The organism is Clostridium sp. CM027 (assembly GCF_024730565.1).
GTDB classification, from domain to species: domain Bacteria; phylum Bacillota; class Clostridia; order Clostridiales; family Clostridiaceae; genus Clostridium_AD; species Clostridium_AD estertheticum_B.
Genome location: NZ_CP077725.1, coordinates 3,781,136 through 3,795,980, shown reverse-complemented (window position 1 = coordinate 3,795,980; position 14,845 = coordinate 3,781,136). Strand labels below are relative to the sequence as shown.

General features: G+C 31.0%; 14 protein-coding genes. 5 read left to right on the top strand and 9 right to left on the bottom strand.

Translation table 11 applies throughout. From position 1 onward, the window contains the following. Position 1: 1 nt before the first annotated feature. A complete protein-coding gene (locus KTC92_RS18015) occupies positions 2-1,129 on the top strand; it encodes an ABC transporter permease (RefSeq protein ID WP_220286703.1) in 1,128 nt (375 codons plus the stop codon). A 1-nt stretch (position 1,130) separates the two neighbouring features. Next, positions 1,131-2,276 carry an ABC transporter permease gene (locus KTC92_RS18010; protein ID WP_220286702.1) on the top strand — a complete coding sequence of 382 codons (1,146 nt, stop codon included), beginning with the start codon at positions 1,131-1,133 and terminating at the stop codon, positions 2,274-2,276. 148 nt (positions 2,277-2,424) lie between these two features. Here the strand turns inward: KTC92_RS18010 and KTC92_RS18005 are convergent, their stop codons facing one another. Then, complete coding sequence (locus KTC92_RS18005; RefSeq protein WP_220286701.1) at positions 2,425-3,132, bottom strand: DUF975 family protein; 708 nt, start codon at positions 3,130-3,132, stop codon at positions 2,425-2,427. Between the two features lie 592 nt (positions 3,133-3,724). Then, positions 3,725-5,038, bottom strand: a complete 1,314-nt coding sequence (locus KTC92_RS18000; RefSeq protein ID WP_220286700.1) for a 2-hydroxycarboxylate transporter family protein — start codon at positions 5,036-5,038, stop codon at positions 3,725-3,727. Between the two features lie 349 nt (positions 5,039-5,387). On the opposite strand from KTC92_RS18000, the gene KTC92_RS17995 reads away from it, so the two are divergent. The 3 genes from KTC92_RS17995 (at position 5,388) to KTC92_RS17985 (ending at position 7,935) form a co-directional block, all read left to right on the top strand. Next, on the top strand, positions 5,388-6,959 hold the full coding sequence (locus KTC92_RS17995; RefSeq protein ID WP_220286699.1) for a sensor histidine kinase: 1,572 nt from the start codon (positions 5,388-5,390) through the stop codon (positions 6,957-6,959). 5 nt (positions 6,960-6,964) lie between these two features. Further along, on the top strand, positions 6,965-7,663 hold the full coding sequence (locus KTC92_RS17990; protein ID WP_216301654.1) for a response regulator: 699 nt from the start codon (positions 6,965-6,967) through the stop codon (positions 7,661-7,663). A gap of 146 nt (positions 7,664-7,809) precedes the next feature. Beyond that, on the top strand, positions 7,810-7,935 hold the full coding sequence (locus tag KTC92_RS17985) for a hypothetical protein (protein WP_258280645.1): 126 nt from the start codon (positions 7,810-7,812) through the stop codon (positions 7,933-7,935). Between the two features lie 140 nt (positions 7,936-8,075). Here KTC92_RS17985 and KTC92_RS17980 read toward each other — a convergent pair whose 3' ends face one another. The 7 genes from KTC92_RS17980 to KTC92_RS17950 all read right to left on the bottom strand — a co-directional run bounded on the left by KTC92_RS17980 (position 8,076) and on the right by KTC92_RS17950 (position 14,845). Continuing rightward, entirely contained in the window at positions 8,076-8,636 is a 561-nt protein-coding gene (locus KTC92_RS17980) for a phosphatase PAP2 family protein (RefSeq protein WP_369811906.1), read from the bottom strand. Continuing rightward, positions 8,605-8,832: a DedA family protein gene (locus tag KTC92_RS17975; RefSeq protein WP_220286729.1), complete on the bottom strand. Its 228-nt coding sequence runs from the start codon at positions 8,830-8,832 to the stop codon at positions 8,605-8,607. The genes KTC92_RS17980 and KTC92_RS17975 overlap by 32 nt, the downstream gene beginning before the upstream one ends. Before the next feature lie 252 nt (positions 8,833-9,084). Next, entirely contained in the window at positions 9,085-9,264 is a 180-nt protein-coding gene (locus KTC92_RS17970) for a hypothetical protein (protein WP_220286728.1), read from the bottom strand. 138 nt (positions 9,265-9,402) lie between these two features. Beyond that, positions 9,403-11,061, bottom strand: a complete 1,659-nt coding sequence (treC, locus tag KTC92_RS17965; protein ID WP_220286698.1) for an alpha,alpha-phosphotrehalase — start codon at positions 11,059-11,061, stop codon at positions 9,403-9,405. Between the two features lie 82 nt (positions 11,062-11,143). Continuing rightward, on the bottom strand, positions 11,144-12,580 hold the full coding sequence (gene treP / locus KTC92_RS17960) for a PTS system trehalose-specific EIIBC component (RefSeq protein WP_220286697.1): 1,437 nt from the start codon (positions 12,578-12,580) through the stop codon (positions 11,144-11,146). A 219-nt stretch (positions 12,581-12,799) separates the two neighbouring features. Next, positions 12,800-13,510 carry a trehalose operon repressor gene (treR, locus tag KTC92_RS17955; protein ID WP_216301649.1) on the bottom strand — a complete coding sequence of 237 codons (711 nt, stop codon included), beginning with the start codon at positions 13,508-13,510 and terminating at the stop codon, positions 12,800-12,802. A 93-nt stretch (positions 13,511-13,603) separates the two neighbouring features. Continuing rightward, complete coding sequence (locus KTC92_RS17950; RefSeq protein ID WP_220286696.1) at positions 13,604-14,845, bottom strand: HAMP domain-containing sensor histidine kinase; 1,242 nt, start codon at positions 14,843-14,845, stop codon at positions 13,604-13,606.

Here is a 14,845-nt window from a genome sequence, read left to right as displayed (position 1 = left end):
AATGAACATTATTTCTATAATTATAAAGGAAGTAAAACATACTTTCCGAGATAGAAAATCAATGGCAATGATGATATTATTTCCAATAGCGCTAATAGTTGTGATTAGTGCAGCATTTAAATCAGAGTTTACTAACACTATTGATATTGGTACACCTAAAGTTTTATATAGCATTGAAGCTACAGGTGTTGTTTCGGATAATTTTAAAACTAGTTTTATTGAAAAAGGTAAAGATTTTAAAATAGAATTTACAAAAACTAAGGATATGGATTCTGCTAAGAAAAAATTAATTTCTAAAGAGTACGATGCAATCATAGAAATGAAAAGTAATAATAAGATAGAATTTTACAAGAGCAATGTAGAAAGCCTTAAGGCTGGTGTGGTTGAAACTATTCTATCTACCTATGTACAAGAATTTAATGTAATTGTAGATATTAGCAAAGTAAATCCACATATAATAAATAGTTTGCTAAGTGATAGCAATGACAACTATTCTACAATTAATTCTCTTAATAAAGCAATCCAGCCCTCCTCTTTAGATTATTATACAATTGCAGAAATAGCTCTAATAATTATGTATTCAGGAATGACAGGTCTCTTTGGAATTGCAAGTGAGAAAAATTTAAAAACTAGAGATAGGATTTTGATAAGTCCTGTTAAAAAATATGAGTTTCTTATTGGAAAAACAATAGGTGGAGTTATAGGTACAATTATTCAGATTGCTATTGTTATTTTGTTTAGTAAATATGTGCTTCATGCAAATTGGGGGAATGATATTTTTACTGTATTACTAATATTTACATCTCAAATAATCATGGCAATAAGCATAGGTGTTGGGCTTGGATTTATTTTCAAAAATGAAAATGTGGCAAATGGAGTTTTAAATTTTATAATACCGGTAATGGTATTCCTTGGAGGAAGTTATATGCCTGTAGATGGTTTTGGAAGCAAAACTTTTCAATCAATAACCTATTTATCACCTGTAAGATGGGTTAATAGATCTATATTTGACGTGGTTTATAATAATAATAATTACAGCAAGGTTTCCACAGCAATTTTGATTAATATAGGCGTAGCTGTAATATTTCTTGCTATATCTTCCTTGTTGTTTAGAAAGGAGAATGCATAATATGAGAAATTTATTTTTGCTTGCACTTAATACATTAAAAATCACTTTTAGAAAGAAGTCTAATATTATAGTATACTTAATTCTTCCAGTTGTAATTGTTATATTTGTTATGTCCGTTTATTCCTCAATGGATTCAAAGATTAAAGTAGGAATAAACAATAAAGCTGCAAACGGAGTAATAGCTAAAGATTTTGTTGCTGCTTTAAATAAACAGGATAAATTTAAAATTCAAGAAATTAAAGATGAAGAAATAAATAATTTAGTTGCAGAAGGTAAGGTTGATTGTGTAATTACAATACCTGCAAACTTTGATGAAAGTGTTCATAATGGAGCAATAAGTAAAATACAGATTACTGCAATTAAAGGGCAAGAAGTTACGACTTGGGTTCAAAACTATGTAAATTATTATGTTAAAAGTCTCATGATGCTAGGAAAAGCATCAGGTGGGGATAACGTTATATTTAATAAACTTTATGAAGGATTTAAGATTCAAACTCTTACTCTTCATAAAAATGTAGTTAAAGATGAATCCCTTGATAAATTAAAAACTGTTCAAAGTATAGGATTTTTAATAATGTTTATGCTTCAAGGCGCAACTACCACTTCAGGGCTTATTTTAAAGGAGAAGAAAGAGAAAACCTACTTTAGAATATTTACGACTCCTGTAAACAGTAGAATATATATTGGGGCCAATATAATGGCTAATATGTGTATAATGGTAGCACAATCAATTTTAGTAATATTTTTTTCTAAGTATATTTTAAAACTGACTACTGGAGTACCTGATTTGCAGCTACTTGCAATACTCACTTTATTTGGATTTGTTTGTGTAACACTAGGTATTCTATTAGTTGCTTTTTCAAAGACAACAAATCAAGTAGGGGTGATGGCTACCTTAATAATAACGCCGACATGTATGCTTTCAGGGTGTTTTTGGCCAATTGAGCTTATGTCTAAAACTATGCAGCAGATAGCCAATTTTTTACCACAAACTTGGGCATTAGAGGCTATTAGGCAGCTCCAAAACGGTAAAACCTTTTTAGAAATTATGCCATTACTTGGAATACTTGTAGCCTTCGCATTAGCATTTTTCCTAATTGGTATGTATAAGATGAAAAGCAATGAAAGCGTTAAAAGTTTTATATGAAAGGAGCCAACAATTGTTGGCTCCTTTCATATTAATCAGAAATTAGTTATTTCATTTCAATATATCCCATTGTTCCAACTTCTGTTTACTAACCATTTCATTATATAAATACATTAGAATTAATCACTTAATTTATCTATCTTTTCTACTAAAGTAGTTTTTTTTCATTAGAATCACTCTTTAACCCTTGATAGAAAACTGCTGTGGATGTCTGTATATACGGTTCAAGCCATATGAACCCTATTCCTAAAGTGACTAAACATAATATAAACCACCCTGCAAAGCTTAGATACAGACAAAATAATTTCCCTTTATATCCATTCATCATCTCTTTGCTACGGTTTATAGCCTCCAAAGAGGTTAATTCGGGATTATCGATTAGTATATAGTATGCCATAGAATAACTAAAACTAGCGATTATTCCCGGTATTATAAGCAATAAAGTCCATAACAATATAAATATACCCATTAATAAGTTCAACAAAAATGTCTTCCCAAAATACTTAAACCCCATAAAAACGTCCTCGATTTTAGCATTAGTCTTTCGTATTAAATTTAGAAAAAACATTGAAGCGCCAAAAGTTATGGGTCCTCCGATAATCAGTACTATAACTCCCCATATATTTTGAATTCTACCATCACTAATTGTAGTGCTATATTTAAATATTTCATGTATAGGATTATTAATAACCCAATTTACCCTTTCTTTAATATCCGGTCCCTGTATAAACATTTCTGTGAAAATCCAGGCTAATACACAAACTATTATAGCTACAATCCAATTACCTGATAAATCCTCCCTTGCTTCTTGCCGTATTTCCTTATTACTTTTTGATTTTAAGTCATAACCATCCATATAAATCCCCCTTGTGTTGCTTTGGTTTTATTAATTACTTAAAATTGGTACACTATATATAATATGCTTATTACCGCATTTTTAAACCAAGTAAAATAAATACCCGTGGTAGTAGGAGATTACTTAACGTTAGCTCCTATCTATTAATTTGCTATTTCATAGATAGCTGCCGTCATTACCTGAACATTTTTTATTAGTAAATCTATTTCTATATATCCAACTTCCTTCTCTTGCAATATTTTTTCATCCAATGTCATAAATCACCCCTCAAATTTGAAATATAGAATAAAACAAAACCCAGTAACCACATTCACTGGGTTTTATTTACGAAAATGTTTTATATCTGTATTAACAAAACAGTAAGATAAAATCAATTGTTCTCTTTCTTATATACTATGCCAAAAGTACGCAAAGTTAATTTTCAACAATTGAGAATTAACTATGGATTATTTAAATGTCGTTAAATCATCACCTGCGGTGTTGCAATCTTAACGACTTCAGAAGGAAATTTAAACTCCCACTGAAGTTTTCTCTTTGTTATAGTCTGATACCCCCTCTTATAGAAGAGGTAGACTTTCCTTTTGAAATGTCGTTAAAACAATCTAAGTAAAACGCTAGCAATTATAAGAATAAGTGCCCCTCCTAAGCGTGATGAAATAGCAGCAAAGGGCATCAGTTTCATTCTTTTAGCTGCAGTTAATACGGCAACATCCCCTGAACCACCCATATTAGCCATACACAATCCAGCAGAAATAGAAGTTTCTACCGGGTAGAAGCCAACAAATCTAGCTACAACTCCAGACCCAATTACCGCACCAATTATAGTAATACCAACAAGTATTATATACTTAAATGTTAAAGCTGAAATAACCGCATTAAGATCAGTGTATGCAATTCCTACACCTACCAAAACAACAACCGTAAAATTTTTCATTACAAATGAGTACCACACACTACAAGCATATTCACATTTAGCAGGTAGTGCACCCGTCATTTTAACAAGAATGACAATAAGAATCATCCAGGCATAAGCATGAATAGTTGGTAAAAATTTTCCTACAATATAACCTGCAGTCAAAAATGCACCAGATAATAATATACCAATTGCATATAATTCCAAGTCATTAGATTTATCTTCTACCTCATTTTCCGCATCGAGCTTAGTCTTTGAATTAGGTATTATCAATTCTCCATTTCCTGTTAAACTCGGCTTAACTTTACCTATTTTATTTAAAATACCCGCAGCCACAATCGCAAAAGCATTACCTAAAGCTACTGCCGGAGTCATTATAGACATAATAATTTTAGGATCTTGATTAAGCGTAGCACCAAATATCTTAGCTAATGGAACAGCACCAGCACCCATTCCACCACCCATAATAGGTATTCCTATATAAAAAATAGCTTCCTTTGCGCCATACCCTAAAATAATTCCAAATAATCCTACTAATCCAAGAGCTGCTATGATTCCACCTAAAAGACATGGAAGATATCTAACAACAGCTTGCAGAAGTAATTTTCTGTTAATTCCTAAAAGGCTTCCAGCAATAAGACCACATATAAATAGATCTAAAAATCCACCACTGGTCATAAAAGCAGTAGCTGAAGTTATTACTCCCTCTGGTAAAATCTTATAGGTTGCTAAAGCAGAAGATCCAAAGATAACTACAATAGCACCACCTCCAAAATAATCTTTTACTATAGGTAGATTGTCTCCAATAAGGTAAAGAACAGTACCAATAACTAGCATTAAAGGCAATACGCTTACTATTCCAGGTGGAAGCACATCCATATATGCACCTACAAACATGACCATAGTAATAATTGCAAAATACTGAACCTTAATACCCATTATTTCAGGTGTTTTCTTTTCATTTAACATACTAACCCTCTTCTCAGCTAACATAATTATCCCCCTCTAATATTAATGATATTTAATTATTTATTCAAAACCTAACCTAGAAACAATTATTTATTGAGGCAATCAAGGAAAAAGATACCGTTTTCATGCTGATGCAAATAAAATAATGTATGAAGACCTCAAACATAGAAGAATTGCCCTACTGTAATAAAATATATTCTATTTCATTATTATAGCAACAACTTGGATATTTTTAAATATTCTGAAACTTTAAAATGTTTTGTGGTCATTAAGAAAACTTTGTATTTTTTTTAACAATTCAATTGTTAAAAAAAACTATGGTATAATTTATGTAAGTTATCCTGAAATTTGAAAGGTTTAAAAGGCGAAAAACATGAAATTGAAAACAAAAATCACAAGCTTTGTAATAGTAATTTTACTTTTGACCATTGGAAGTATATCATTGCTTTCCTTTAATCAAATGAAGATAATGCTTAAAGACCAAGCTGGACGTAACCTTTTGGATATAGCCAATTCTGTCTCCACGAGTTATATTTTACAGAATTACTTGCAAGGAACCAATGAAATTAATGAACAAACCTTAAATGATGAAATAGAAAGTATACGAAGTAAGACTAAAGTTGAATTTATAGTAGTAATGGATATGACTGGAATAAGACATTCCCATCCTACAAAAGAAAAGATAGGTGAAAAGATTCAGGGTTCAGATGAAAAACGCGTTCTCACAAATGGAGAAGAGTATGTTTCAGAAGCAACGGGCAGCTTAGGTGTCTCCCTTAGAGCATTTACACCCATATTAAAAAACGGGAAACAAATTGGAGCAGTGACTGTAGGAAGTCCTATCAATGAAGTTTATAATGAGATATATTCAAAGATAGGTAACTTTCTACCCTTTATAGTATTAGGATTGTTTTTGGGAGCAATAGCCGCAACTCTTTTGTCCTCAAATATAAAAAAAACCATCTTTGGTTTAGAACCAAAAGAAATAGCGTTAATTTTAAAAGAAAAGGAAGCTGTAATAGAAAGTGTGAAAGAAGGAATTTTAGCCGTAGATAAGAACGATAAAATCACCTTATTTAATAAAGAAGCGGGAGAGATTTTGGAACTATTAGAAGAAGATGTCGGTAAGCAAATCACAACCCTTTCTTATGGGAGTAAAATTTCTGAAGTCCTAAAAGTAGGCAAGTATTATGAAAATATAGAAATGAAAGTAAGACCAGGTCTAACAATCTTATGCAAATATAATCCCCTTAAAAATGATAAAGATGAAGTAATTGGATGGGTAATAAATTTTAGAGATTTAACAGAATTTAAAAAAATGGCAGAAGAGCTCACCGGAATAAAAAAAATGACTTGGTCACTTAGAGCACAAAATCATGAATTTATGAATAAACTTCATACTATATCCGGAATGATACAGCTGGAAGAATACGTGGAAGCTGTAAAATTCATATCACATATTGCTAAAAATCGAAATGGAATCAATAGTATCCTTACAGATCAAATTAAGAATGTATCTATTGCGGCATTGCTATTCTCAAAATATAATAAAGCAGAGGAATCTAGAATAGTATTTGAAATTGCAGCAGATTGTCAATTAAATGAATTGCCACAATATATGAATGAAGATGAATTAGGGTCTATCATTGGAAATTTGATTGAAAATTCTTTTGAGGAAGTAAGCATAGATGGAAGCGGAACCGTACACTTTAAAATTTTTGAGGCAGATGATCATTTGAAAATTCAAATAAACGACAATGGTCCTGGAATTTCATGTGAAATAAAAAATACAATATATGAAATTGGGGCCACTACGAAAATCGGTCAGCGTGGAATTGGTATGTATATTGTTAAAAAAATTATTGATGATATGCATGGGAAAATTGAATTTAGTGTAGAAAACGGAACCTGGTGGGATATAAGTATACCGATGAAAAGGAGTTGAAATCAATGATTAAAGTAATGATTATCGAAGATGACCCTATGGTACGTGATATCAACACAAAGTTTTTGCAAAAAGTGGAAGGCTTTCAGTTAACTAAGGCCGTCAGTAATCTTACCCAGGCGCAGAGATTTATAGAAAAACAAAAACCAGATTTAATTTTACTTGATATCTATCTTCCTAAGGAAAATGGAATTGACTTTTTAAAGTTACTTCGAGCCAAAGAAATAGAAGTGGATGTTATTTTGATTACTGCAGATAAAACCATTAATAGGGTTCAAGAGGCTTTTCGCTATGGGGCCAGAGATTATTTAATTAAACCTTTCACCTTGGAGAGGTTTAAAGAATCTTTACTTAAATTTAAAGATAGATATTATCATTTTAAAAAAGCAAATGAAATTGAGCAAAGCGAATTGGACAAGTATATTTTAAGTAGCAAAGATTTAGTGGAAGAAGAAAATAATAGGAATCTAGATTTAACAAAGGGATTAAATAAGTATACATATAAAACAATATGGCAACAAGTTCAGCAAATAGGAGAAATATATACTACACCAGAAGAACTAGGAGAAATATTAGGAATTGCAAGGGTAACTTGCAGAAAATATTTAGACTATATGAATAAAGAAGGAAAAGTACACATGTTAATTGAGTATGGTAAGGTAGGAAGACCGCAGCATAAGTATAGGATAAACCCTACCGCTTAGCTGCCTTTTTTTCATTTCATCTTATAAACCCTTAGTCACTATACTTAATATGGATTTATAGAATTATACTGTATAATAGTTCTTGATTCGACTATATACGTATAGAATATTGCGAATCTTAACTATTATAATTGAAGGTTTTACCCATGATAAGTATGCTAATGAAAGACTCTGAAACCAAAATTAAAAATACTCTAGAAGATTTAATTCCAATACAAAGTGATACAGGAACACCCCTTGAGAAAGACATTGAAAAGTACCTCCATGATTGATTACAAAATTAAGACTATTTTAATTGATTCAGAACCACACCAGAAAACGGGAAATAATGAAGGTGTTTTAAGTTGATCAAGCTCTCCATTTTTTTCTACTTACTGATATAAATTAAATCGCTTTGTTATAATATTGGACTTTAACTTATAGAGGTGGGAGACTTCCCCTCTGAAATGCCGTTAAACAAGTAAACTATTATTCCACTGCATATGAGCCCTAAAAGTACGCCCCCTAAAACATCTGTAGGATAATGAACATATAAATATAATCTTGAAAAAGCTATTAAAGCAGCTAAACTAAAAATCTCAAGTGCATAATTTTTAAAATATTTTGCTAATACACCTGCAACCGCAAATGAAGACGTAGTGTGCCCTGAAGGAAATGAATAGGATAAAGGCTTTACAATTAAAAGGTCAACTGCTGGTATATCTACTGATGGTCTTATACGTTGAACTACGTTTTTTAATATTACTTCTCCTAAAATTGCGCTTAGCAATAACGCTAATAAAGCCATGAAACCTATTTTCCTATATTTTTTGTTAACCATCAATGCAATTGCCATTATAATCCATATAGCTCCATTATCACCTAGTGATGTAATAGCGACCATTACTTTATCCATAATAGTTCCATGCATATTGCCTTTTATATACAATAATATGGAACTATCAAATTTCTGCATTAAAGATATTATTTTCATCATTTTCAGCATTTCTCCTTGTTTTTCTATTTTCTTTTATGAACGCTATAACTAATTTCGAATAATTCATTTCTGAAATACCAGCTACAAAAGGTGCGAACGTCCTAATTATGGGAATAAATCTTGCTAAAATTATTGTCATTAAACCTACTATTGTTTTGACATCTTCCACCAAAAGAATTTTAAAATCCTTCAAATTACCACTTTCCTTCCATTATATAATAGCGAGCTATATAATACTAATATACATCCTTTTACCAATCTTGGCCATAGCCACCATTATCTTTTGTATCACTCTTCTTGCCTTCGCTTTTAAGTTTTTCATCATTTGCTCTTAATATTACACAGTTATCCCAATCTGTCTTAGGGTTTCGTTTTATATATATATGTCACCTCAATAAATCACTTTTATATGCATCTAACTTATTAACATTTTCATACTAATATTTCACATCTCAGTTACAATTATACACGTACAACTCTTATTTCCTTTACAGAAAGAAGAAAATAAGCTAGCCGCTAGAGGAACCAGTAGTATAGAACCACCAGCTACTCCTGAAGTACCACAAGCGCTTACAGCCTCAAGTATGCTGAGAATAAATGCAGTAAACACACTACAAAACAACACACACCCATTTTAGGTGTCCTACTAGCCGACTAGTTCTTCTCTTAGTATAAATAATTGCAGTAAACACGACATAAAAATATAAACGCTTTGCCCATGTATGGAGCAAAGCGTTTTAAAAATTCTCTATTTTTTAAACTTCTATTTTATATAAAAAACAATAGATTCATATGGTCTTAAAGTTAATTCATTGATGTTATTTATTGTATCTTTATAGTTAGATATCAAAATAGTTGATTTCCCTTTAAGCAATAAATCTTCTGGTAAATTAAAAGTAGTTTCTTTCCCATAAAAATTATTTATAACTAAAATTTTCTCAGCCTTCCATGAACGCATATAAGCGAATATCTGAGAATCATCCTTTATTATAATCTTGAAATCACCATAAGCAATTACATCATATTCTTTTCTAAGTTGTATAAGTTTCTTATAGTGATAAAAAATAGAATCTTCATCCTTCAAAGCCTTCTGGGCATTTATTTCTTTGTAATTGTTACATATTGATATATGTGGCGAGCCTGTTGTAAAACCAGCATTCATATTATCATTCCATTGCACCGGAGTACGCGCGTTATCTCTTGATTTTGATTGCAATATTTTAATTATTTCTTTATCATCTATACCTTTCTCTTTTAAGATATTGTAATAATTAATTGACTCTACATCTTTATATAATTCAATTTTATCAAAGTATGGGTTTGTCATGCCCAGCTCTTCCCCTTGATAAATATAAGGTGTTCCTCTTAATAAATGCACTGTTGTTGCCAGCATTTTTGCAGATTTACTATGGTATTTTTTATCATCTCCAAAGCGAGACACAATACGTGGCTGATCATGATTACACCAAAACAAAGCATTCCATCCATTACTTTCCTCAATTCCAACCTGCCACTCAGCAAGAATCTGTTTTAACTTTTTAAAATCAAAATCCATTAAACTCCACTTATCGCCATTTTTATAATCAACTTTAAGATGGTGAAAATTAAATACCATTGATAGTTCTTTTTCATGCGGATTTGAATATTTGATACAATTTTCTATAGTCGTGGATGACATTTCTCCAACTGTAATAATATCTTCGTATTTTCCAAATGTTTCTTTGTTAAGCTGCTTTAAATATTCGTGAATTTTAGGACCATCTGTATAAAAACGGCGACCATCACCTTTATAATCATCTTCATATTTTTCTGGTTTCGAAATTAAATTAATCACATCAAATCGAAACCCATTTACTCCTTTTTCCATCCAAAAATTAACCACATCAAACACTTCTTGTTTTAACTCTTCATTTTTCCAATTAAGATCTGCTTGAGTTTTATCAAACAAATGCAAATAATACTCATCAAATTCTCTTACATATTCCCAAGCCGTACCACCAAACTTTGAAACCCAATTTGTTGGCTCATTTCCATTCTTAGGTTCTTTGAATATATAGTAATTTTTATACTTTTCATCACCATTCATTGCCTTTTTAAACCATTCATGCTCTGTAGACGTATGGTTAAATACCATATCTAACATAATGTCGATTCCTAATTTTTTAGCTTCTAAAACCATCTCCTCAAAATCTTCCATAGTACCAAAACTACTATCAATACTACAATAATCTGCTACATCATACCCATTGTCTATTTGGGGAGAACTATAAAATGGAGTTATCCATATATAGTCCACTCCTAAGACTTTTAAATAATTTAATTTTTGCGTAACACCTTTTAAATCACCAATTCCATCTCCATTTGAATCCTTAAATGATCTAGGATATATTTGATAAACCACACTCTTTTTAAAATCTTTCATACTTCTTAATACTCCTTTAAATGAATGCATATAAACGAATTTATATTAAATCATCACTTTATATTTTTTTAGTTATTCACGATTAATCCTCTGGTGCAAATTTTGCTGCAAATTTTGTTTTAGAAAGTATAAGCGTTAATGTAAATGAAACCACAATTGCCACTATCATTGCCAATGAAAAAATCAACATATATTTAGGTTTAATAGATAGTATACCAGGAATTCCCCCAACGCCAATTGAATTTGCCATGACTCCTGAACTAACTGATATTACGCCTGCAATTGCTGAACCTACCATAGCTGCTAAGAATGGATATACGTATTTTAAGTTAATACCAAATATAGCCGGCTCAGTTACTCCAAGGTAACAGGAAATAGCTGCCGGAATTGATACTTGTTCTTCTTCTGGTTTAGCCTTTTTATTTATACGTATTATTGCCATAACTGCAGAACCTTGAGCTATATTTGACAGTGCAATCATTGGCCATAAATTTGTTCCACCAAATTCAGCCATAAGTTGTAGATCAATAGCATTTGACATATGATGTAATCCAGTAATTACGAGTGGTGCATAAAAGAATCCAAACACTGCCGCAAATAACCACCCAAAAGCAGAAGTTAACCCAGTGTATACTACACTTGATATAACTGAACCTATTGCCCAACCTATTGGGCCTAAAACAGTATGAGCTATTATTACCGTTGGCACCAACGCTAGAAAAGGTACCACTATCATCGATATATACTCTGGAACAATTTTTCGTACATTTTTTTCGAATATCGCTAAAAGAAATCCTGCCATAATTGCTGGAATAACTTGTGCTTGATAACCTATCATTTGAATGTGAAAAGCTCCAAAATTCCAAAATGGAATCTTATCTGCAGCAGCACCTGCTACATCATAAGCATTTAATAGTTGAGGTGATACTAGAGTAAGACCTAATACAATTCCGAGTATTTGAGTCGTTCCCATCTTTTTAGAAATAGCCCAGGTTATTCCTACTGGTAAAAAGTTAAATATAGCTTCACCAATTAACCACAAGAAAGAATAAACTCCAGCCCAAAATGGATACATCTGAGTTATTGTTTTAGTACCATTTTCAAGAAATTTAATATCCCCTATTACGTTGCGAAAACCCAATATCAAACCTCCAACTATAAGCGCTGGAATAAGAGGTGTAAATATTTCTGCCAAATTAGCAAGCATTCTTTGAATAAAATTCATATTACCTTTTGCTTCTATCTTTGCCTTATCTTTACTAACCCCGTCCACTCCCGAAACGTTTACAAATTCATTGTAAAAATCAGGTACTTCATTTCCTATAATAACCTGAAATTGTCCAGCCTGCATAAAAGTACCTTTTACTAATTTAATACTTTTAATCTTTTTGCCATCTGCTTTTTTATCATCCTTTAATACAAATCTCATTCGAGTTGCACAATGGGATACCGCTACAATATTTTCTTTCCCACCGATGTATTCTAATAATCGTTTTGAATCTTCTGTATATTTACTCATATAAATTCCTCCTACAATTATAATTCCTTAACTTTAATTCACTTCTCTCCTAAAGAATTCATTATAACTTATATACACCAGTTCTTTATATTTCCATCTCAGCTTGTCTATACAAGTTTCTCTTGTTCTTATATTAACTTATATATACAAGTTAGTCAATAGATTTAAGCGAAAAAAATGTAAACGGTTTTGAATTATTAAATCGCAAAAAAAATCGCCCTATCGGCGACGTGCAAAATCAGTAAATACAAAACGGTCTGGGCGATGACGAGATTCTGTATATTCAAATTGATTTCCATCAGCTAAATATACATAATTTTTAACAACAACAACAAAATTATAAGATTTCATATCTAAATTTAATTTATCTCTTGAATTAGCAGTTTCAACTTGTATAATTTTATTAGCAAAACCTATTTTTAAATTTAAGCTTTCTTCAATATATTCATAAATGGATTTCTCTGCAATTTTTTTTGTTAATCCTTGCACTTCATCTTTTAAGAAATAATTAATATCGAAAATTATTCGTTCACCTTCTAAACTACGCACTCTATATAATTGAAAAGCTTCTTTTCCTACATTTAAATTGCTTTTTTTATTTATTACTTCATCTATTATAACTTCCTGGAATTTAGGCACTGTAGTAATAAAATTTTGGTTACTGCTTGCACTAGCTTCCTTAAAACTAACTAGACCACCAACAGAAAATGAAATAAAATTATTTTCTAAAACAAATACCCCTTTACCATGAAGACTATTAACAAAGCCTTCCTCAGCAAGCATCTCCAAAGCTTTTCTAACAGTACCACGACTTACCCCATACTCTTTGCAAAAATCATTCTCTGAGGGAAGTTTTTCCCCTGGTGTATAAATACCTTTAACAATATTTTTTTTTATATTATCATATATGTCTGTATATAGCTTTTTCATTTTAATCCTCCAAGACTCAAAATACCAATAAAAATTATTATATCATAAAACACTGGATAATGATGGGCATTACCACTTTTTGTTGCTTTGTATTCACCATTTAATAAATGTAATAATAAATCTGGTTCCTATGTCAACCTTACTTCGAACTTCTATTATTCCATTATGTGCTTCAACTATCGATTTTGAAAGGGCTAGCCCAATTCCAATAGACTCGCTTTTCTTAGAGTTTTTTGCTTTATAAAACCTTTTAAATATATTAGGCAAATCCGTATCACTTATACCTTCGCCTGTATCTTCTATTATAATTCTTGCATACAAAGCATTTTCCATAAGCTCCAAGTTTATGATTCCGCCAGGTTGAGTGTGTTCTATAGCATTCTTAATAATATTAATAAGTGCCTCTTGAAGCCACAACCTATCATGTGCAAAATTTATCTCTTCTTTTTCATTAAAAATAATCTTAACCTGGCAATCATTTGCCTTACTTTCTAAAGCCTCTATTGAATCTTGCAATGTTTCATTTAAGCTTTGTTTTTCTTTTACAATTTCTATTGCTTTAGCGTCCAGTTTAGCAAGCTTAAGTATATTCTTTATGAGCCAATTCATCTTTTCTAGTTGATTTTGATTATTTAATAAAAATGCCTCATTTTGCTCTCGAGGTAGCTCCTTTGTACCCATAATATCATTATATAAAATTACAGATGAAAGTGGAGTTTTTAGCTGGTGGGATATATCTGATAATAAATCCACTAGAAATTGTTTCTCCCGCCTAAGATCGCTTAAATTACTCCTAATGATTTCCCTCATAGAGTTAAAAGAAATTGCTAATTTTGAAAAATCTCCTTCTCTGTTTTCATTAATATCTATGTCGTAATCGCCTTCAACTACCCTCTTTGCGGCGTAGGTTACTCTTCTTATCCTTTTATAAAAAAAACTATATTGAACATAATTAAGTATAAGTACTATAGCACCCATAAGAATAAAAATTAAAATAACTGTGTAGTTATTCTTTATAATAGTTGTGCTCACATATGGGAAAAGTTCATTCTCTAAATCCTCGCTTAACCCATACTCTCTTAAAAAAGCACTTCCTTTTATAGCTTCTTTCCTAGAAATTTCTTTTGTAATAAGAGGTATAATTTCCTTTTCCATTTCCGGATTTTTCTCTATCATTCTTTCGCTAATTACTCCTAAACTTTTTATATAATCAGCCTTTAAGTTATCATGATGCACTTTTAAACATAATGATGTAATGATCAAAAATAAAGTCATTAAAAACAAAAGAACCGCCGTACTTATTTTTAGCTCAGAATTAACAAAATATCTTCTCAT